Origin of the sequence: Chryseobacterium sp. 3008163 (assembly GCF_003669035.1) — a bacterium.
Taxonomy (GTDB): domain Bacteria; phylum Bacteroidota; class Bacteroidia; order Flavobacteriales; family Weeksellaceae; genus Chryseobacterium.
In genome coordinates this window covers 1070329-1092387 of the sequence record NZ_CP033070.1, presented here as the reverse complement: position 1 = coordinate 1092387, position 22059 = coordinate 1070329, and the positions used below count along the sequence as shown (strand labels likewise).

Here is a 22059-nt window from a genome sequence, read left to right as displayed (position 1 = left end):
TCTTTTTTTATGATCAATTAATAGAATCCGTGCTTATTCGTGAGCCGGATTTTTTTATTATAGCTAATGATCATCTTTTAATTAAAAGCTTACTGCTTTTTGATATTTCTTCGGGTCTTCTTCGGAAAAAAGAATCATTTTCAGAAGAAGACCCGAAGGAGAGTGGGAGAAGACCCGAAGAAATATAAAAAAATGATCAAAAACCAGTCGGTTTTTTTGCGAGTGATTCAAGCAAACAGTGATTCCGGAGCCGGACCTTAAAAGATGGAAAAGATTTATGCTTTGAGTATTGCGGTGATGAGTGAAGAGGAACTTTTGGGGTTGGTCAGGGATTTTATTAATGGATAAAAAATATTGGAATTGATTTCAAAAAAATGCAAAGAATCATTGGTTAAGTCTTCTTAACTTGAATAAATTGATATATTTTTATAAATTCTAAGCAAAACTTTCTAAAAAGAATATTTGTTTGGTTTTCAATAAATTAGAATGACTCAAAAAAGTATCAAACAACTCGAAATAGAACTGTGGGAAGCTGCAGACGAATTAAGAGCCAACTCAAAACTGACAGCTGCGGAATACAAAGATCCTTTATTGGGATTAATTTTACTCCGCTTTGCTGAAAATAAATATGAAGAAGCCAAAGAACATTTGGCGGAAACTTTACCCATCAATCCAAGAACGAAACAAAGACGTGAAGCTACGAAAGATGATTTTGCTCAAGCTGGCGCTATGCAATTGCCTGAAAAAGCCCAATACAGTTATTTAGCAAGTCTGCCCGAAAGCGAAGATTTAGCGGAAGCCATCAACACGGCGATGAAACTGATTGAAACGGAGTATGAAGATTTAGCGGGTATTTTACCTAAAAATTATCAGGAACTCACGCCCGAAGATGATTCTGATAATAACCTCTTAGCAAATTTGATTCGTATTTTCAACAGCGATTCGGTGCGCAATGCAAAAGGCGATGTGTTCGGTAGAGTGTACGAATATTTTTTGATGAAACTCTCGATGATGGGAGCAGGTGCGCAGGAAGGTGGGGAATTTTTTACGCCGCCGTCTTTGGTGCAACTCATTGTGAATTTCATTCAGCCAGATCACGGGATTATTCACGATCCTGCGTGTGGATCGGGCGGAATGTTCGTGCAAACCGCACATTTTATTAAAAACACCCAAAACAAAAGTGTGAACCAAGCCGTAAAGGTTTATGGTACCGAATACAAAAGCAACAACACGCGTTTGGCGAAAATGAACTTAGCCATTCACGGGATTGAAGGAAAGATTGCCAATAACAATTCCTTTTATTCCGATCCGCACGAACTATATGGAAAGTGCGATTTCCTGATGGCCAATCCTCCGTTTAATGTAGATAAAGTAGATGCGAAAAATAAGTTTTTGGCAGAAGACAAACGTTTGCCTTTTGGTGCACCTTTGACCGGAAAAGGAACCATTGGAAATGCCAATTACCTTTGGATTCAGTATTTTATGTCTTACCTCAATCCGATGGGTCGTGCAGGATTTGTTATGGCTTCTTCTGCGACGGATGCAGGAAATGCCGAGAAAAGAATTCGTGAAGAGTTGATAAAAACCGGCAATGTAGATTGTATTGTTTCGGTAAGCAATAATTTTTTCTATACCCGAAGTTTACCTTGTCATCTTTGGTTTTTTGATAAAGGAAAACCGAAAGAGAATAAAGATAAAATTCTGATGATTGATGCGCGAAATGTCTACCGAAAAGTAAGCACCACTATCAATGATTTCTCTGATGAGCAGTTGGAAGGTTTAACTGCAATAATGGCGCTTTACCGTGGCGAAAAACCGAATGTTGCGAAAGACAATGCTTGGTTTAATGAACATTTCCCTGATGGAACTTATCGTGATGTAGAAGGTTTGTGCAAAGTGGTAAATTTGGAAGAAGTGGCAGAACAGGATTACAGCCTTACACCGGGACGATATGTAGGCGTAAACATCGACATTGATATGGATTTTGATTACAAAACCCGAATGCAGGAATTGCACAGCGAATTAGCCGAACTGAATACCGAAGCCAACCAATTGATGAATCAAATTCAAGCTTATAAATTATGAGGGAAGGTTGGAAAGATGTGAAGCTAGGAGAGTTATTTAAAATTGGTTCAAGTAAAAGAATTTATTTATCAGATTATGTTGATAAAGGTATTCCCTTTTATAGGTCAAAGGAAATTATTGAAAATTATAAAGGTGAGGATATTTCTAACGAATTGTTCATTACAAATGAGAAATATGAAATCATTAAAGATAAATATGGAATACCCAATGAAAACGATATAATATTAACGTCGGTGGGAACCATTGGTATACCGTTCATTGTTGATAAGAGAAAATTTTATTTTAAAGATGGTAATTTGATATGGCTACATTGTGGTAATTCCAAAATTCTAGATTCTAAATATTTATATTATTTTATTTCCAGCAATAACGGAAAAGCAAAGCTAGACTCAATTTTGATTGGATCTTCTCAAAAAGCTTTGACAATTGAAGGCTTAAAAAAAATAGTTATAAATCTCCCACCAACTGAAACCCAGCGCAAAATCGCCAGCATTTTATCAGGTTATGATGATTTGATAGAGAACAACCTAAAACGTATAAAACTTTTGGAAGAAATGGCACAACAAACCTACGAAGAATGGTTTGTGCGGATGCGTTTCCCGAGTTATGAAACTGCGGTTTTCGATGAGAATGGTTTGCCGGAAGGTTGGGAGAAACTAAAGTTGGGGGATTTATGTGAAAAAATTTTTGATGGAACTCACGACTCTCCAAAACAGACAGAGTCTGGATTTAAATTAATTACAGGAAAACATTTACAAAAAGGGAAGGTAGATTTTGAAACTGCCTACAACATTTCAGAAGAAGATCATTTCAAGATTAAAAAAAGAAGCGGTCTTGTAAAAAATGATATAATGTATTCAAACATTGGGACAATTGGAAATCTATCAATGGTTTATGAAGATTTTGAATACAGTTGTAAAAATATGATTGTTTTTAGACCAAAAAAGAATTTCGAATATTTTATCTACACATATTTATTCAATGAGAACACAAAGAATAAAATTTTAGGTGAAGCTTCAGGTTCAACCCAAAAGTTTATCAGTCTCGGATACATTCGTAATTATGACGACATTTTCCCTACTATCGAGTTAATTTCAAAATTTAATGAGTATTGTAATTCTATCTATAAATCAATTAATAATTTAAATACTCAAAACCAGCGCTTAAGCGAGGCACGTGATATTTTGTTGCCAAGGTTGATGATGGGGATGATAGATGTTTCGGGAAGCTCTGCACAGCTTGTGGAAAGTTTAGAAACAAAACCAACTGAGACTAAAATAATTCCTTTAGAACAACCTAAAAAAGAAGCTTCCAAAGAATTTAAAGAAGCAGTTCTAATTGCTTGTTTAACTGAAAGATTTGGTAGCGAAAAATTCCCTTTGGGCAGAAAAAGATATACCAAGCTTTCTTATCTCTTTCACAGATATTCAGACAATAAAATTCAGGATTATCTGAGAAAAGCCGCAGGTCCTTACAATCCAAAAACAAAATACGGCGGTCCTGAAAAGATTGCTATAAACAACAAATACATTCAAAACTGGAAAAGCGATAATAAATTGACTGGTTTTGTATCTGCCGAAAAAATAGAAGATGCTAAAACATATTTTTCCAACTATTGGCAAATCTCAAATTTAGATTGGTTGACTGCGGAGTTTAAATTCAAATCTAATGATGAGTTAGAACTTTTAGCAACAGTTGATAACAGTTTGTTGGAGCTTTCTAAAAAGAATCTTGAGTTTACTTCCAGCAATGTTTTGGACATTATTAAATCTGAAAAGGAATGGGAGGCAAAGTTGGAACGAACGATTTTTAGTGATGCGAATGTGGAGAGAGCGATCGGGTTTTTAAGGGGTGTGTTGGAGTATGGGTAATAATTAAAAAAAACTAAAAACTAATACCTATGAATGAAATTATTACAAATTATGTAGCGAAATTATCATTTGAAATTGATAAAGTTACAGGCTTTGAGGGACTCGTACTTAAAGCAGGTGGAGGCGGTAAATATCCTGATCATACAATTTTATTCAGAGATATTTTAGGTAAATTAAAAGCAATTAATGCTCGTAAGGTTACCATTTATGTTGCTGCAACACCAACAGCTGCTAACAGTTATCCGAACAATGAATATCGAAAAATCAGATTTGAAGATCAGACTGAATTTGATTTTAAAACAATCGACTTGGATAGATTTATGTCTAATGCAAATGATGAGATCAGGGAAAAAGGTAAGGTCAATCCGGAAACACCCAATGGCTCAATTCACAAACGCTTACTAATAACGTCTGATTTAGATGAAAATGATTGGAATGAGTTGTTTAGGAATTCTTCTACACAACTAATTGTAAACCAAGAAATAATAAATAATCAAAATGAAGATGAGTTACAATACACTTATCAGAAAGTAAAAAAGCGTTTACGCCAATCGAAGTTCAGAAAAGAACTTTTGGTTGCTTATGATTATACTTGTGCAGTCTCTAGAAGTAAAGTCATTGAATTATTAGAAGCTGCTCATATTCAACCATACGATGGTATTCATACAAGTGTTGTAAGCAATGGAATTTTACTGAGATCGGATATTCACGATTTGTTTGATATTTATACTGATGGAAAAAGACTAATTAATATTTCTGCAGATTATAAGATTGAAGTGCATTCTTCTTTAATAAATTCTGAGTATTGGAAATATAACGGTGAGAAAATTAAGTTGCCGACAGAGGGTAATTATCCTGTTTTTTTAAATGAGTAAGTAACTAAAATGAAAAAGGTAACTTATTTATTTGGATCAGCTGAATTAATCAATATTGATTATCAAACTCTACAGATTTTTAAAGAAAGGTATTTTAGTTTTTTGACTGATAATCCTTTTCCCAAGCCGCCAGGTACGGGAGCTTATTTTGAAATGATTCATTATCTGAAGAGAAAAGATATCAACAATCCTCAAAAAATAGGACCTTATGAAAATATCACAATTTTTGAAGCAGCTAATCGCATCGCTTCTGATTTGGTCATTATTAATGGAATTATTCAGTTAGTTCAAAATAATCCATTATTAGAAAATGCACGTTTCACTTTAAGATTGGGAATCTTGCACGAAAAGGGTAAAGGAGATTTTACCATCCATTTAGAAAATGAAGATTTTGAAGGAGAAGCTTTTAATGTTGCACCTTCTTTTTTGAATGTAAAACTTAGAAATACAATCTCTAAATGGAATAAAGAAGATAACAGAGAAAAGTTAAAATATATTTTGGTGAATGATGAGGCTTTTGAGTTTGTTACCAAGTCTCCTGATGAAAGGATTTTTAGAGTTAAGAATTGGGAAAAATAAGATATAAAAAAAATAAAATCACGTTATGAATTGTGAAAGTGATTGTTCAGTAAGTGACTTAGTAACGGTTTTGCCAACAAAAGAATTAAGTGTTTACACTCAAAAGGTTAATGATTTTTTGAAAATCCACTTGGTACTGTCGGGTTGCCAGATTATCAAAGACCTTATGTTTGGAATGATGAAAAAGTGGAGCAACTTTTATTGGATTGGTATGAACATTTTTTTTCTACTGAGGAAAAGTATAAGGAAGATGCTCCTTTTTATTATATGGGAGCTGTTCTTTTTTATAAAAATAAAACAAAGTTTGACGTAATAGATGGTCAACAAAGGATTACAACATTGTTACTTATTGACCAATTCATAAATGATTCTAACTCTTATTTGAATCAGAATAAATGGGATTTGAACTATAATTCATTGCTTTCATCGGCTAACATAAAAATTAATTACAGTTATTTAAGGCGTTCTGAATCACTTGTGAAAATTAAAGATTTCATTTCTTCTATTTTTGAAAAACTTATATTTACAATAATCATTACCAATTCTGAGGACGATGCATTTACTTTTTTTGATAGTCAAAATAATAGAGGAGTAAGTTTGGGAGCAGTAGATTTTTTAAAATCTTATCATTTGCGTGAATTAAAAGATAAAATTGATATACAAACCAAATTTGTAAAACAATGGGACAGTAATAATGCTAATCAATTTTTGGATGAACTGTTCTCGCAGACTCTATGGCGTTCCAGAAATTGGAAAGGAAAAAATATACAGTTTGAAAATAAAGATTTAATTCTTAAAAATTTTCAAAAAGACACCTATAAAGAGGATAACAACGACCAGCTAAAATTGTATTCCAATGTAAACAATCGCTTTGCATCCAGCTTGATTTACGATGCTAAAAAAGGAATATTGATGCAACTCAATCCTTTGAGTATGCAATTGTCGCCTGCTTTGTATCCATTTGCTTTAAGACAACCTATACAAAAGGGTATTGGTTTCTTTCTTTATGCAGAAAAATATTATTCACTATATGAATTGTTATTTGATAAAAAGGAAGTGCCAGAGGTCATAGAAGTATTAAATACTTTAGTTCAAAGCTTTAATAGTTATTTCAAGTCTTTCTTTAAATTGGCTGTTGTTATTTACTATGACAAATTCAAGGAAGAGAAAGTTTTTGAATTTGCACTGTGGTTAGATTTTCTTTTGGGAAGCTTACGAGTAAATCAGGCAACAATTGTGGCGCAAACACCGGTGAAAATTTTAAGAGATTCAAATCAAAACTTTTTTGATGTTATAGAATTAGCGTACCGCCCTGAAGAGATATTTGAATTTATCAGGAAGCTCAATATCAATGGCAGTAATATTAATTATTTCTACGGTAAAGAGGTTAAAGATTATGGAGCAGAAAATGGTGTAAGGAATCAATACAGAAAAGACAATTTAGTCTTTTATAAGAATCAAAATTTAGAGATTGAGCAAGAATTAACCAATAAAAAACGATGGATTTATGAGCGACTTAAAAAGTAAACTTCCCATTTCTTCAGAAGACAGCACATTAAGTAACATTGTAAATTCTAGTTTTATTTTCAATATTCCTATTTATCAGCGCTTGTATGTTTGGGGAACAGACCAAATAAATACCTTACTTGACGATTTGGTAAATTCATTTATGAAGAATGAAAATCAATATTATTTAGGAGGTATAATGATTACTAAAAACAATAGTAATGAAATCTTATCAACCACCAAATACGATCTGATTGATGGGCAACAACGTTTTACAACATTATGGCTTATAAGCCAATGTTTGGGATATGATTTGGGAAATTTTGTTTTTTATAAAGACAAGCAAGAATCTATACCGCGTATTTCATTTTCTGTACGTGATTTTGCAAACATTTATTTTTCAGATATAGACAATTCTAAAATATATACTGAACAAGAAGAAAAGGAATTGAAACCTTTGAGAATTGCAGTTTCGACAATTAATAATTATTTCAAAAACGAGAACTGTAAAATCAAAAAATCGGATATAATTGATTTTGCCAGCTTTATTTATAAAAAGGTATTTTTTGTAATCACAGAAATGCCAGAAAATACAGATGAAAACAAAGTTTTTGAAGCGATGAATAATCGTGGAGTACAGCTACAACAACACGAGATTTTAAAATCAAATCTACTGAAGTACATTATTAGCGAAGTTTCACTTCGAAACAGATATGCTCAAATATGGGATGCTTGCTCTATGATGGATAATTACTTAGAGAAAAACATAAAAGATGTAGCTGGTCTTCAATGGAAACAACTATTTTCAGATACAGAAGAAGATGAGAAGAAGGTTGATTTGCCAGCAAATATTTTAGATGTTTTAAAGGTTAATACTACGAACAAAGTAGATTTTAGATTAAGTACAATCATAGGCAAAGAAATTACTGATGAGGAAGAGAAGGAGTTAAAGTATGATACTAACAAAGATGAGCTTTATGAATCCGCTAAAGTGAGAAGTGTAATATCTTTTCCGATGCTGTTACTTCATACTCTACGTATCTATCAAAAACGATATAAAAATGTAATCGATGCAAATGAGAGTGTAGAAGTAAATGGTAAAGAACTAATATCAATTTTTAAAAAGAACGAAAAATATCTTCAAAATGAGCAAGATGTGTCTAACTACTTCAAACTTTTATGGGAAGTTCGTGAAAAGTTTGATCGATTTGTAATTAAATGGGTAGTTGAAGAAGATAGTGATCGCAAATCAGAACAGCAAATTATTCAACGTTTGTATCAAAGTAAAACTGCATTTCAAAGAAAAAAACCAATTGGTAGTGATCAATTTGCATTGTTGCAAAGTATGCTTTATCATTCGCAACAGTTGATTACACACTATTGGTTAACACCATTTTTAAACTTTTTGCTAGAAAATAAAAAAGTTGATATAAACCTAACCTATTTAGAGCGTTTGGATAATGCAATGTTTTGTAACCCCAGAGAAGATTTACGCACTATGAGTTATTCAATGATGTTTGTTGATTTTAATGATCTAAAAGGCAACATTGTTTTTGTAGAAAATGAATTGAGAAAACCTCAAGGTGTTCAATTTCCGCATTATTTATTCTATAAAACAGAATACATTTTATGGAAAAATAAAAGCAATTTGAACCAACATAATATTGATCAAGCAAAGTGGGAAAATTATAGAATGACTGCAAAAAATTCAGTAGAACACATCTTTCCGCAGAACCAGAAAGAAGAAAATAAACATATTATTTTTATAGATGAAGACGAGGAAGAACAATTAAATAATGAGTTTAATTCATTAAGTGGATTTGAAGAAGTCCAAAGGTACCCATTCAAAGATGATTTTGGTAATTTAGTGCTTTTATCTCCAGGTATGAATTCTGAATATAGCAATAAGCCCTATGCTGAAAAGCGAGCTCAGTTTATTTCTAAACCAAATGTAGATTCATTAAAGTCAGACCTAATATTTAAAAGTGAATTTTGGGATTGGAAGAAAGCTTCCCAGCATCGAAATGAAATTATAAAATACTTTATTAACGATTTAAATTATTAATCTATGTCCTACGAATACTCAGAAGATCAACTCATAGAGCAAGCAACCGAAGACGTTCTCAAGGAATTGGGCTGGACTGTAATCACAGCTTGGCAAAATGAGACTTTTGGGGAAAATGGTTTATTAGGCAGAGATAATAAAACAGAAGTTATTTTAGAACGAACTTTGCGAAAGGCTTTGCAAAAATACAATCCGCACTTGCCGGACTTGGCTTACATGCGTGCGGTTGAAAAAATTGTACAGCGAGAAGCGGGCAAAACCATTGTCCAAGAAAACAAAGCTAAATATCTTTTGTTAAAAAATGGTGTTGAGGTTACATTTACCAATGAAGAAGGCAAAACGATAAAGAAAACCTTGAAAATTTTTGATTATCAAGATTACGCTAACAATGATTTTCTGGCAGTAAGACAATTGGAAATCACCGGCGAATTACACAATCGCAGACCTGATGTGATTGGATTTGTCAATGGAATTCCATTGGTGTTTTTTGAACTGAAAGCACACGCCAATGATTTGAGATCGGCGTATGATGATAATTTAAAAGATTACAAGGACACAATTCAGCATCTTTTTTATCACAATGCATTTGTCATTCTGTCCAACGGTACTGATGCAAAAGTAGGAACGGTGACAAGTCCGTATAAATACTTTTTAGACTGGAAAAGAATTACAGAGGATGCAGAAGGAATTGTAAGTTTAGATACAATGCTTCGTGGCGTTTGTTCGCCTCAAAACTTAATGGATATTTTTGAAAACTTTTTGCTGTTTGACGAGAGCAACGGAAATATTGTAAAGCTGATGGCTAAAAACCACCAATTCATCGGAGTTAATAGAGTTTTGGATAATGTTGAAAACATTGAAGATCTTGAAGGGAAATTAGGAGTTTATTGGCATACGCAAGGTTCCGGAAAAACCTATTCTATGGTTTTTCTCTGTGAAAAGATTCATCGTAAATTCGGTGGTTCATACACATTTCTGATCGTTGTAGATCGCACAGAATTAGAAAATCAGGCATATGACACTTTTTCGGGAGTAGGAATTGTCAAGAATAAAAATGTAATTGCAGGAAAAAAGAAAGGCATTACAGGAAGAGAACATTTGAGGGAATTGCTGAGTGAAAATCATAGGTATGTATTTTCATTAATTCACAAATTCTCCATCGATCCTAATCTTGAAACAGAATATCCTTTAATTACCGACAGAAAAAATATCATCGTCATTTCCGACGAAGCACACCGTACCCAAGGTGGAAAATATGCCAGAAATATGCGTTTCTTTGGTTTACCCAATGCTTCTTATTTAGGATTTACAGGAACACCAATCATCAAAGATGAAGAAGAGGTAACCAAGAATATTTTTGGTGAATATGTTTCAGTTTATGATTTTAAAAGAGCCATAGAGGATGAAGCAACACTTCCATTAAAATATCTCAACCGTGGTGAACGCTTGAATATTGAAAATCCTGCTTTGAATGAGCAAATGGCGGAAATTCTGGAGGAAGAGGATTTAGACGAAGACCAAAAAAAGAAATTGGCTTACTTGTTTAAAAAGGAATATCCAATCCTAACTTCAGAACATCGATTGCGTGCAATCGCAAAAGATTTGGTTTGGCATTTCAATGAACGAGGTTATCAGGGTAAAGCGATGTTTGTAGCATTAGACAAACCAACTGCCGTTCGAATGTATGATTACGTAATGGAATATTTCCCCGAATATTTATTTGACTTACAAAATCAAATTAAGAAATCGAAGGATATTCAGGAAGAACAGGAACTACAAAGAAAATATAATTTGGTTTCCTCCACAGAAGTTTGCGTCGTGATTAGTTCAGAGCAAAATGAAATGGATAAGTTTAGAAAAATGAACTTAGATATAGAACAACACCGCCGAAGAATGGTGAGTAGCAATCTGGAAAAAGAATTCAAAGATGAAGATAATCCGTTTCGTTTAGCAATCGTTTGTGCGATGTGGATTACAGGTTTTGATGCACCATGTGTTTCTACAGTTTATCTAGACAAACCCATTAAAGGACATACTTTAATGCAGACCATTGCCCGTGCAAATAGGGTTTATGATGATGAAAAGGAAAATGGGTTAATTGTAGATTATGGTAATGTATATCAGCAATTAGAAAAAGCGTATTCAGTTTATGGTGAAGGTTCTAAGGGAGCAGGCTCAGGAAATGATAAAGAGGAGAAAAAAGCTTTCGAACAGTTGGAGTCAATGTCAACTGAAATAAAAGAAGCAATCGATGAGGTCATTTTAATGTTGAGAGATTTAAATTTTGATATACTGACATTAATTGATGCTGTTCCAATGGGAAAAATTGCTGCTGTAAACAACGGAGCAAATGCCGTTTGCAGAAACGATGAAACCCGTGCAAAATTTGAAATTGCAGCCCGCAATGTATTTCGTAAATACAAAGCCTTATTTCCCGAGAAACAGGCAAAGAAATTTACTAAACAATACAATGCCATCGACGCCATTTACAATAAGCTCAATCAAAAAATTAAATCTGCAGATGTAACTGAAATTATTTCCAAATTACAAAGTGTAGTTAATAATTCTGTAGTAATTGACAATGTAACTGCTGAACCAAAAAATATCGAAATCGATTTATCAAAATTAAATTTTGAGGAATTAAGAAAAGCTTTTGAGAAAGTTCAACGTAAAAACGAATTAGTGTATGATTTAAATAAAGCGGTTGAGCAAAAATTAGAGCAGATGCTAAAAGAAAATCCTTTGCGTTTAGATTTTTATGAGCGATACCAAGAAATAGTAGAGGCTTATAATAATGGTAAAAGTGAAGTAGAATTGAAGCGGAGTTTTGATAATTTAACTGCATTTATAGCAACTTTATCACAAGAGGAAAAAAGAGCTTACACTGAAAATTTAGATCAACCAACCTTATCAATTTTTGATTTGCTTATTCAAAATAAAGATTTAACTAAATCAGAAAGAGAACAAGTGAAAAATGTAGCTCAAAAAACTTTAGAAACCCTTCAAAAAGAAAAACTCAACATTCCGAATTGGAAAGAAAGTCGTGAATTAAAAGCTGGAGTAAAAACGGCTATTTACGATCAGTTACTATGGCTACCAGAACAAAAATATACAGATGAAGAAGTGAGTTTGAAAAGTATTGCAGTTTATCAGCATGTTTATTCGTATACCTTTTTATAACGAGGGATTAATGAACGACTTTCTGCAAGCTAACCTTGTCAAGGATATTCGCATTGCGCTGATGAACCTTGCCAAGGTTTGTAGTGGGAGGAAAACTACTAGATACAATTTTCTTTGAAATTTAATAAAAAGAATAATCTACCAAAGTTCGGACAAATGCTTGTGAACAGTTTGGTATTTAAATAAATTGCTTAGATGCCTATGGCATTACAAATAGGGTGGTGATTGAAAGCACCACTGCATTTGATTAAATTGTTCTATTATCTATAAGGCTGTGAGATTGCTTCGCTTCGCTCGCAATGACCAGAAGGGAAATCAATTCAAAAACTCACTCGTATTAATCCTCACACAATACTCACTCCCCAAATACCTCTGATCACCATGCTTCTCCGACCAGAAGCCATCCAGAATATCCTTTGTGAGACAACGGTAAACAGCAGTTCCTTTGTAGATTTTCTGATCGTCACCTAGGTAATTAAAATTAATAACTAAAATTCCATCTTTATAAAATCCTGTTCCGTTCTGTTCGTGGTCGCCGATTATCCATTGGGCAATGATACGGTTATTTTCATCAAGAGAAAGAGTCAATATTCCGTGATAGGAAATGTGATCCGATTCTTCCTGATTACTGCCCTGAATGGAGTAGCTGCCCACCAAATCCTGTACTGTCATTGATTTATTTTTATGGATAACAAATGTAGAAACTTTTATATTGTTGAAATTAGAATGTGGACTGTTTTCTGATATTTATTTTTATTTTAGATTTGCTGTGATGTTGTACTTACTTTTAATAATCAATCTGATCACTTTCATAACCTTTGCTTTAGACAAATGGAAAGCGACCCAACACAAAAGAAGAATCTCAGAATTTTCTTTGCTGGCCTTAACGTTTATTGGAGGGACAGTGGGAGCCGTTTTGGCAATGCTCATATTCAGACATAAGGTTTCTAAGAAAAGTTTTTTGCTTAAACTGTGCGGAATTATTGTATTGCAGATTATTATTTTTGTTGGATATTGGAAATGGGGTATTGGAAGTTTTGAGTAGATTGAAAATCAGGAAGCTGACAACCAAAAACCGACAACCAACAACCAACAACTAATTTAACACTCTTTAAATACCACACCAACCCTTCACGGCATTATATTTTCTTAGTCATTAGCATATAACACCAAAAATAAAATAATATGTCAAAGAAAATTGCAATCTTAGCAACACACGGATTTGAAGAAAGCGAATTAAAATCTCCAAAAGAACATTTAGAAAAACAAGGCTGGACGGCTCACATCGTCAGCCCGAAAGCAGGAACCATCAAAGCATGGGCAGAAAAAGACTGGGGACAGGAATATAATGTCGATAAAACTTTAGATGAGGTTTCTGCCTCAGAATACGACGCCTTGGTACTTCCGGGAGGAGTTATCAATCCCGATCAGTTAAGAACAAACGAAAAAGTTTTGTCTTTTGTTCAGGATTTTTTCAAACAACACAAACCGGTTGCTGCCATCTGTCACGGGCCGCAAATTCTGATTAATGCAGGTGCTGTTGAAGGTAGAAATCTGACTTCTGTCAAATCCATTAGCATCGATCTTAAAAATGCAGGCGCACAATGGGAAGACAGCGAAGTAGTGGTAGACAATGGTTTGGTTACAAGCCGTACTCCCGAAGATCTTCCTGCCTTTAACGCCAAAATGGTAGAGGAAATTAATGAAGGGCAGCATGAAGATCAGAATTTGTAATATTTTTTAAGTTCTTTTGCTTTGATGCAAAAAGGATAAGACGTCAAATAATCTCAGGAAAATATAATTAAGAAGGGAAGCTTCTGATAAAATTTAAAGTTTTATTAGGAGCTTTTCCCGCTTTTCACTATATCTTTTGTTCCGCTTTGCTGCACAAAAGGATGTCGTTGCAATCGGGGCTAGGATTTTCGTTGTTCCTTAAAATATTTTAGAATTACTCAGCTTTGTCATTGACAAATATATCCTTGAAAATATATTTTTTTCGATTTATATTTACAGCTATTTAAGTTTTAAAAAGAACCATGAAAAAAGTAACATTTAATTTAATCGTTGGAGCCGGATTAATTTTAGGAACGGCTGCATTATTTGGACAAAAATCTTTTAACACAATTACTCCAGTTACATTAGCTGAAAAAAAACAGGATATTGGTGTTGAAGGCACTTGGAAACTCTATAAAGCAGATGGAAAAGTCGTGAAGGAAAACGTAACAAAAATATTTGCTGCTAACGGTGTAATTATTACAAAATACCCAAAAAGAACAACAAAAACGAAATGGAAAATAGAAAACGGAAAGCTTTGTACGAATGATTATGATCGTGATGAGTTTCAATGCAACGACTATAAAGTCACAAAAACTACTTTAACGTATACTTTTTTGAATTCAGAAATTATTTACACTCGTAAATAATACATTCTAATAGATAACTTTTGAAAATAAAAATGCCCGAAGAAATTCGGGCATTAGTTTTAGAAATATATAATTAAAATTACTTCAAAGTAAACTTTACCTTAGTTTTAATCGCATCAGAAGAGTTTCCGATTTGCGCTTCAAAATCTCCGGGTTCTGCAACCCAGTCGTGCTTTTGAGCATCAAAATAACTTAACGCCGTTTTGTCGATTGTGAAAGTCACTTCTTTTTGTTCACCAGGATTTAAAAATACTTTTTCAAAACCTTTTAGCTCCTTTGCAGGACGTTCAACAGATGATTTTACGTCAGTGATGTATAACTGAGCCACTTCAGCACCCGCTTTTTTACCTGTATTTTTTACAGTAACCGTAAACGTGATTTTATCGTCCTGAGTCATCGTTGATTTGTCTGCTTTTGCTTTTCCGAACTCAAAAGTGGTGTAGCTTAAACCATGACCGAAGCTGAATAATGGTTTGATCTTTTTCGTGTCATGCCAACGATACCCTACGAAAATTCCTTCGTTGTATTTAATATTGATTGGGTTTTTCTGGTCTTTACCTTTTCCTGCTGCTAACTCTTCTTTATTTCCGGGATATTCACCCATTGTGTGAGCTGAGTTATCTTCCAGCTTTACAGGAAATGTAAACGGAAGTTTTCCTGAAGGATTCGCATCACCGGACAAAACAGAAGCGATAGAATTTCCTGCTTCAGAGCCTAAGTACCAGCCTTGAACGATAGAAGGAACTTCTTTAATCCACGGCATTGCAACAGCATTTCCGCTTACTAAAACTACGGTGAAATTCTTATTTGCTTTTGCCAAAGCTGAAATTACGTTGTCCTGATTATACGGAAGTCCGTAACTTTTTCTGTCGTTTCCTTCGCTGTCCTGAAAGTCGGACTTATTTAAACCACCTACAAAAATTACGTAGTCTGATTTCTTTGCCAATTCAACAGCTTCGTTCAGTAATTCTTCAGGCGAACGGCTGTCTTTCAAATCCTGACCAGACTTTACGCCATTGTACTCTCCACCGACATCTCCTACATAACCTCTCGCATATTGTACGTCAGAGTTCTTACCAAACTTGGCTTTGATTCCATCTAAAGGTAAAGTTTCATATTTTACTTTTAAAGAAGATGAACCACCACCGACAGTCATTACTTTGATGGCATTTTCACCAATAACGGCAATTTTTTTAGCTTTATTGATGTCGATGGGAAGTACGTTTCCTTGGTTTTTTAACAAAACAATTCCTTCTTCACCGATTTCTTTTGCGACTGCTTTATGTTCTTCAGAAGCGATATTACCAAATGGTTTTTTGGTATTCATCGTGGTTTTATAAGCTAAACGTAAAAGTCTTGTCACTTTGTCGTCAAGCTCTGCAGTTCCTACTTTTCCTGATTTAATTAAATCTAAATAGGGTTTTGCTAAATAATAGTTGTCATACGCATTTCTGGTTCCGGCAGAAAGTCCGTTCGTCCAGCTTCCGAATTCTACGTCTAATCCGTTGTGAATCGCTTGCTCGGTATTGTTTACTGCACCCCAGTCTGAAACCACCACGCCTTTGTATTTCCATTCTCCTTTCAGAATGTCATTTAAAAGATATTTGTTCTGGCTTGCATACTGATTTTTGTACATATCATAAGCGCCCATAATCGTCCATGAATCTCCCTCAGTCACCGCTGCTTTAAAAGGCGGAAGGTAAATTTCATACAACGTTCTGTCATCCACAATCACATTGCTTGTATGACGGAACATTTCCTGATTATTTAAGGCAAAATGTTTCACAGAAGTGGCCACTCCGTTGGATTGTACTCCCTGAATGTACGGAACCACCATTTTGGAAGTCAGATACGGATCTTCTCCCATGTATTCGAAGTTTCTTCCGTTCAAAGGTGTTCTGTAGATGTTAATGCCTGGGCCTAAAAGGATGTCTTTCTTTCTGTATCTTGCTTCCTCACCTAATGCCTTACCGTAGTTCCAAGACATTTTCTTATTCCATGTTGCGGATAAAGCGGTTAGAGCAGGGTAGGCGATAATAGAGTCGTTGGTCCATCCGGCCTGATCCCATTCGTCCCACATTACTTCAGGGCGAACTCCGTGCGGGCCGTCTGTTGTCCAGAATTCAGGAATTCCTAATCTCGGAACACCGGGCGAACTGAACTTTGACTGTGCGTGAAGCATCGCAATTTTTTCTTCAAGTGTCATTCTGGAAAGCGCATCCTGAATTCGCTGTTCGACAGGTTTAGATTCGTCTAAGTAAACAGGAGTTGTATTGGTTTGAGCCATTGCTGAGGCAGATATTAACATAAACAAACTTAAGAGTACAGTTTTCTTCAACATAAAAAACTTTTTATTTGATTACTTACAAAAGTAGGTAAAATAATTATTATCTCAAATTGAGAAAATGAGTTTTTTGGAAAAATGGTTATTTTTAACCAATACACTGTGATTAATTGTAGGGTTAATTTTTCACATTTTAAATATTTAAAAATTTAAATGTGAAAAATTATTCTCGCAAATTATACAGATTAATAAAAGCGTAAAATAAAATCTGCCTAATTAGCTTAATCAGCGAGATAAATTTTTTAATTATTTAGTGGGAATAAAAATAATTTTAAAATAAAAACATCGTTTCGGAGGCAAAGGTTTTTCCGAAACGATGTTTGCATATAATAGATCTTTTACAAGTTCAATGTTTAATATTGTTTAGCTACCCAGTCTTTTTGCTTTTGCAAAAATCCATCCCTTCAGAGAAGAGGCATTTTTAGTTTCACCATTAACCAACCATCAACTGCCAACCAACAATAATTACTTCCAGCCTTTTACAGCGCCGCCTTTGAAAATTTCTTTGGCTTTGTCTTCCACTTCTTTAGACTGATACGCTTTTAAAAAGTTCTTCACTTTTTCATCATTCTTATTGTCTTCTCGTGAAACCACAACATTCATGTAAGGAGAATCTTTATCTTCTTTAAAGATTCCATTTTTGTTGGCGTCTAGTCCGGCTTGTGCTGCGAAATTATTATTGATAATAGCGATTACGACTTCTTTATCATCCAGAACCCTCGGAAGTTGAGGTGCCTCTATTTCGAGAATCTTCAGCTGTTTCGGATTTTCGGCAATGTCTGTTACTTTAGGCAATAATCCGATGCCTTCTTTTAATTTTAAAAGTCCGTTTTTTTGTAAAAGAAGAAGAGAACGACCGCCGTTGGTTGGGTCATTGGGAATCACAATCGTGCTTCCGTTTTGTAATTCGGCGATGTTTTTTATCTTTTTGAATAAGCGACAATCGGATAGACGAAAGTATTTCCAATCACAGCTAATTTATACCCACGCTGTTTTGACTGTTCAGTAAGATAAGGAACGTGTTGAAACGCGTTGGCATCGATATCACCATTGTTCAAAGCCTCGTTGGGAACTACATAATCGTTGAATGAAACGAGTTCCACTTCCAAATTGTATTTTTCTTTGGCAACTTTTTTAGCAGTTTCTGCAATCTGTTGTTCCGGTCCGGAAGTTATCCCGACTTTGATGAAATTGGGATCATCTTTTTTAGGTGAATTACACGCTCCGAACAAAAGCAGTCCTGCTGCTAAACTTAGAATTTTTATTTTTTTCATTGTAAATTATTTTTTATTAACTGTATAACTATTAAACTCATCGATGATCAAACCTCTTCGCCAAGCGGTCGCCCGAAAACTGAATGATAAACACCAAAGCGACCAAAAGACCAAGCACAAGATTCATAATCAATGCATCATAACCAATATATCCGTACTGATACCCGATTTGTCCCAATCCACCGGCTCCCACAGCTCCACCCATTGCGGAATATCCGACCAATGTGATGAGAGTGATCGTCGCATTATTAATGAGTGAAGGCAAAGCTTCAGGCAGTAAAACTTTTTTAATAATCTGAAACGGTGTTGCTCCCAAAGCTCTCGCAGTTTCAATTAAACCGTTTGGAATTTCCAAAAGACTGTTTTCAACTAATCTTGCGATAAATGGTGCTGCGCCAATGCTTAGAGGAACCAATGCTGCATTCATTCCTATGGAAGTTCCTACCAAAGATCTTGTAAAGGGAATCATCCAGACAATCAGAATAATAAAAGGAATCGATCTGAAAATATTAACCAAAACCGACAGAATTCTATTGTAAATAGTATTCTCTAAAAGCTGTCCTTTTCTTGTAATAAAAAGAAGAATTCCGATGGGAAGACCAAGCACGAAACCGAAAAATCCTGATACAAAAGTCATATAAACGGTTTCCCAGACTCCTTTTGAAAGAAGTGAAAGTACAGTGTCACTAAGCATATCCTTTTAAAGTATTTTGAATGTTATTCTGATTAAAATAATAGATAGCTTTCTGGTTTTCTTCACTTTCACCTTTCAGGTGCAGAAGAAGTTTTCCAAAGTTGGAGTCTCCCAGATATTCTACATCAGCTTTCAGAAGTTTGTATGGAATTTTATATTGATCGTAAATGATTGAAAGCAGTTCTTCAACGCTTATTTTTTCGTTTAATTCGATTTCAACCAGCGGAAAAAGTCCGGCTTGCGGCTCTTTCTGTAGTTTTTTGTTGAGTTCTTGCGGTATAGTCATAACACCTGAGTTTAAAAATTGTTTAATGATAGGATTTTCTTTGTTAGAAATAATTTCGCTCAAAGTCCCTTTTGTTACTAATTGTCCTTTGTCGATGACGGCAACATGGTTGCAGATCGCTTTGATGACTTCCATTTCGTGGGTGATCAGTAAAATCGTGATTCCCAAACGGTGGTTGATGTCTCTCAACAACTGCAAAATAGATTGCGTGGTTGCCGGATCCAGCGCACTTGTCGCTTCGTCACAGAGTAGGAGATAGGGGTCGTTGGCTAAAGCTCTTGCAATAGCAACCCTTTGTTTTTGTCCGCCCGATAAACTTTTAGGATAATCATGGGCTTTATCTTCCAAGCCGACGATTTTTAAAAGTTCGCTGACCTTGTCTCGAATTTTTTCTTTACTTAAATTGTCCAATTCCAGAGGAAGCGCAATGTTTTCAAAAACGGTTCTTGAAGAAAGAAGATTGAAATGCTGAAAAATCATCCCGATTTTTTTACGCTCTTTCGCCAGTTGTTTTGATTTTAATTTTGTGAAATCGGTTCCGTTGATGATGATTTGTCCGTTATCCGGTCTTTCCAGAAGATTGACGGTTCTTATCAGTGTACTTTTTCCGGCTCCCGAAAATCCGATGATGCCTACGATATCGCCTTTTTCAATGCTGAGATTGACATCATCTAAAGCTTTAAAAGACTGCTTTTTCTGATGAAAAGTCTTTGATATGTTTTTGATTTCTATCATTTTATTTTTTTAAAATTACATGGGTTGATAAGGTCTGCTGATTCTTCCGAAATGTCTTGCAACTCTTCTGATCTTGGCTTTTGACCGTTTTGAAAGTCTGAAATATTTGGTCACATTGGTTAACAAAACTCCAATTAATATGATGGCTAATCCATACAGTTGATTTCCGTTAATGGTTTGATTGGCAATGATGAATCCTGCAATAACGGTTACGATTGGGTTGATATAAGTATGCGTACTTACGATGGCAGCAGGTTTTACCGAAAGAAGCCAGATGTAAGAAATATAAGCGATAATTGATCCGAAGAAAATAAGAAAAAGTAAACCCAGCCATGCCGAAAGCGGAATTGTTGCCACTGAAAATCCAGTCCATTCACTTCTGAAAAAGGCAACTGCAAATGAAGCTAAACCCGCCACAATCAACTGCTGCGAAATATTCATAAAAGTTGAATGATCCGCAGGATTCTTCTTTGAATACAAAGATCCCATAACCCAGGCAATTGAGCTTAAAGCCAAAACAATAAATGCAGTAACCCGAAGCGAAGAGCTTACATTTTCGGTGTGCGAGTTGACGCTTCCGTTTAAGAATAAAATCAGTCCGGCAAATCCTAATAATAATCCGATAGGGATAAATTTATCTGAAAAATAATAGCTCCAATTTTTTTATCAATCGCTATAAACCAGAAAGGACCTGTCGCAATCGTAATGGCAGCTTCGGAAGCCGTGACATATTGTTCCCCCCAGGCGACAAGACCGGTTCCCCCTGTCAGAATCAGAATTCCGGTGACTGCATTTTTCCACCAGTTTTTTAATGAATTAGCTTTTTCACCTTTTGCTAATAAATAGCCGATCAGTAATATTCCTGCAGCGAAAAATCTTAACCCTGAAAGAATAAAAGGCGGAAATCCCGTCAATCCGAATGATATGGCAAGGAAAGTGATTCCCCAGATGATATAGATATTGGCAAATGCTACGGGAATCAGCCATTTGTTTTTTAAATTAAAAGTACTCATGTTATTTTTTGTTTATCGGTTTTTGCAAATAAAAAAGGCTCTACAACGTGGTAAAGCCTTTAAAAATATGTCATAATAAAAAGTAAGGTCATCCACTAAAATTCACATATAAAGGCATACAGCATTGCATCATCATATCATTGATGTTGATCATTTTCATTGTATTGTATCTGAATGTTGTTTTCATTTTCATTTCCAAACCTGATTACGGGTGCAAATATAAAACATATATTTTTATTAGTCTACTTTTTTAGTAGACTTTTTGATTGTTTATAATTAACCTTTTGATTTTTAGAGTTTTATTTTTTTAATTAAGTTGATATTTCAGTTTTATTTAAATTAAACTATTTTTAAAACATGAAAATTCAAATCATCAGCGACTTGCATCAGGAATTTGGTTCAACTGATTTATCTTTTGATAACGCAGATGTTGTTGTGTTGGCAGGAGACATCAATTTGGGAACGAAAGGAATTGAATGGATTAAAACTAAAATTTTTGACAAGCCCGTCATTTACGTTCTTGGAAATCATGAATATTACAAAGGTTCTTATCCGAAAACTTTAAACAAAATAAAAGAAGCTGCAAAAAATTCCAATGTATTTGTTCTGGAAGATTCTTTTGTAAATATTGAAGATGTAAGATTTCACGGAGCAACTTTGTGGACAGATTTTTCGTTATTTGGAAGTCCGATGGCTTATGGAAGTCTTTGCCAAACTCAGATGAATGATTATAAATTAATCAGACGCGATCCTTCTTATTCTAAAATGCGCAGTATTGATACTTTCAAAATTCATCAATTTTCAAGGCATTGGCTCAAGGAAAGTCTGGAAAATTCAAAAGAAATGAAAAATATTGTCGTTACGCATCATGCACCAAGTTTACAATCTGTTCCTGAACATTTTAAAAATGATCCGGTCACTTCAGCGTATGCTTCCAATCTTGAAAACTTTATTGAAGAATATCAGCCGTTGTATTGGGTTCACGGGCACATTCATACGCCTACAAGATATAAAATTGGCAACACAGAAATTATCTGCAATCCTCACGGCTATGTTACTGAAAAATATAATGGCTATGAGAAAGAGTTGATTATTGAAATTTAATTTTTTAGTTTTAAAAAATGTACAT

Annotated in this window: 17 protein-coding genes and 1 pseudogene; 11 read left to right on the top strand and 7 right to left on the bottom strand. The window is 34.5% G+C overall.

Annotation, left to right across the window (positions count from 1 at the left end; genetic code table 11):
• Positions 1 to 486 precede the first annotated feature (486 nt).
• The 7 genes from EAG08_RS04800 to EAG08_RS04770 all read left to right on the top strand — a co-directional run bounded on the left by EAG08_RS04800 (position 487) and on the right by EAG08_RS04770 (position 12161).
• Positions 487 to 2085, top strand: a complete 1599-nt coding sequence (locus tag EAG08_RS04800; protein WP_129534470.1) for a type I restriction-modification system subunit M — start codon at positions 487 to 489, stop codon at positions 2083 to 2085.
• Complete coding sequence (locus EAG08_RS04795) at positions 2082 to 3956, top strand: restriction endonuclease subunit S (protein ID WP_129534469.1); 1875 nt, start codon at positions 2082 to 2084, stop codon at positions 3954 to 3956. The genes EAG08_RS04800 and EAG08_RS04795 overlap by 4 nt, the downstream gene beginning before the upstream one ends.
• A gap of 29 nt (positions 3957 to 3985) precedes the next feature.
• Positions 3986 to 4831 carry an HNH endonuclease gene (locus tag EAG08_RS04790; protein ID WP_129534468.1) on the top strand — a complete coding sequence of 282 codons (846 nt, stop codon included), beginning with the start codon at positions 3986 to 3988 and terminating at the stop codon, positions 4829 to 4831.
• A 9-nt stretch (positions 4832 to 4840) separates the two neighbouring features.
• A complete protein-coding gene (locus EAG08_RS04785) occupies positions 4841 to 5410 on the top strand; it encodes a hypothetical protein (protein WP_129534467.1) in 570 nt (189 codons plus the stop codon).
• Between the two features lie 186 nt (positions 5411 to 5596).
• Positions 5597 to 6937 (top strand): DUF262 domain-containing protein, encoded by a 1341-nt coding sequence (locus EAG08_RS04780; protein WP_262696802.1) that lies wholly within the window; start codon positions 5597 to 5599, stop codon positions 6935 to 6937.
• Entirely contained in the window at positions 6918 to 8981 is a 2064-nt protein-coding gene (locus EAG08_RS04775; RefSeq protein ID WP_129534465.1) for a DUF262 domain-containing protein, read from the top strand. The genes EAG08_RS04780 and EAG08_RS04775 overlap by 20 nt, the downstream gene beginning before the upstream one ends.
• A 3-nt stretch (positions 8982 to 8984) precedes the next feature.
• Positions 8985 to 12161: a type I restriction endonuclease subunit R gene (locus EAG08_RS04770; RefSeq protein WP_129534464.1), complete on the top strand. Its 3177-nt coding sequence runs from the start codon at positions 8985 to 8987 to the stop codon at positions 12159 to 12161.
• 315 nt (positions 12162 to 12476) lie between these two features.
• Here the strand turns inward: EAG08_RS04770 and EAG08_RS04765 are convergent, their stop codons facing one another.
• A complete protein-coding gene (locus tag EAG08_RS04765; protein WP_129534463.1) occupies positions 12477 to 12833 on the bottom strand; it encodes a hypothetical protein in 357 nt (118 codons plus the stop codon).
• A gap of 100 nt (positions 12834 to 12933) precedes the next feature.
• Between EAG08_RS04765 and EAG08_RS04760 the strand changes: the two genes are divergently transcribed.
• The 3 genes from EAG08_RS04760 (at position 12934) to EAG08_RS04750 (ending at position 14584) form a co-directional block, all read left to right on the top strand.
• The gene (locus tag EAG08_RS04760; RefSeq protein WP_129534462.1) at positions 12934 to 13206 is read left to right on the top strand and encodes a DUF1294 domain-containing protein; all 273 of its coding nucleotides are present in this window, start codon (positions 12934 to 12936) and stop codon (positions 13204 to 13206) included.
• A gap of 140 nt (positions 13207 to 13346) precedes the next feature.
• Positions 13347 to 13895, top strand: coding sequence for a type 1 glutamine amidotransferase domain-containing protein (locus EAG08_RS04755; protein WP_129534461.1), 549 nt, complete (start codon positions 13347 to 13349; stop codon positions 13893 to 13895).
• 302 nt (positions 13896 to 14197) lie between these two features.
• Positions 14198 to 14584 (top strand): hypothetical protein, encoded by a 387-nt coding sequence (locus EAG08_RS04750; RefSeq protein ID WP_129534460.1) that lies wholly within the window; start codon positions 14198 to 14200, stop codon positions 14582 to 14584.
• A 79-nt stretch (positions 14585 to 14663) separates the two neighbouring features.
• Here the strand turns inward: EAG08_RS04750 and EAG08_RS04745 are convergent, their stop codons facing one another.
• The 6 genes and pseudogenes from EAG08_RS04745 to EAG08_RS04720 form a co-directional block, all read right to left on the bottom strand.
• A complete protein-coding gene (locus EAG08_RS04745) occupies positions 14664 to 16925 on the bottom strand; it encodes a glycoside hydrolase family 3 C-terminal domain-containing protein (protein WP_129534459.1) in 2262 nt (753 codons plus the stop codon).
• A gap of 468 nt (positions 16926 to 17393) precedes the next feature.
• A pseudogene (gene metQ, locus EAG08_RS04740) lies at positions 17394 to 18202 on the bottom strand (methionine ABC transporter substrate-binding lipoprotein MetQ).
• A 37-nt stretch (positions 18203 to 18239) separates the two neighbouring features.
• Positions 18240 to 18896: a methionine ABC transporter permease MetI gene (gene metI / locus EAG08_RS04735; protein ID WP_129534458.1), complete on the bottom strand. Its 657-nt coding sequence runs from the start codon at positions 18894 to 18896 to the stop codon at positions 18240 to 18242.
• A complete protein-coding gene (locus tag EAG08_RS04730; protein ID WP_129534457.1) occupies positions 18889 to 19917 on the bottom strand; it encodes a methionine ABC transporter ATP-binding protein in 1029 nt (342 codons plus the stop codon). Before EAG08_RS04730 ends, metI begins: the two co-directional genes overlap by 8 nt.
• 15 nt (positions 19918 to 19932) lie before the next feature.
• On the bottom strand, positions 19933 to 20406 hold the full coding sequence (locus tag EAG08_RS04725; RefSeq protein WP_129534456.1) for a DMT family transporter: 474 nt from the start codon (positions 20404 to 20406) through the stop codon (positions 19933 to 19935).
• Between the two features lie 119 nt (positions 20407 to 20525).
• Positions 20526 to 20930, bottom strand: coding sequence for an EamA family transporter (locus EAG08_RS04720; protein ID WP_129534455.1), 405 nt, complete (start codon positions 20928 to 20930; stop codon positions 20526 to 20528).
• A gap of 357 nt (positions 20931 to 21287) precedes the next feature.
• Between EAG08_RS04720 and EAG08_RS04715 the strand changes: the two genes are divergently transcribed.
• Positions 21288 to 22034 carry a metallophosphoesterase gene (locus tag EAG08_RS04715; RefSeq protein WP_129534454.1) on the top strand — a complete coding sequence of 249 codons (747 nt, stop codon included), beginning with the start codon at positions 21288 to 21290 and terminating at the stop codon, positions 22032 to 22034.
• The last annotated feature ends 25 nt before the right edge of the window (positions 22035 to 22059 follow it).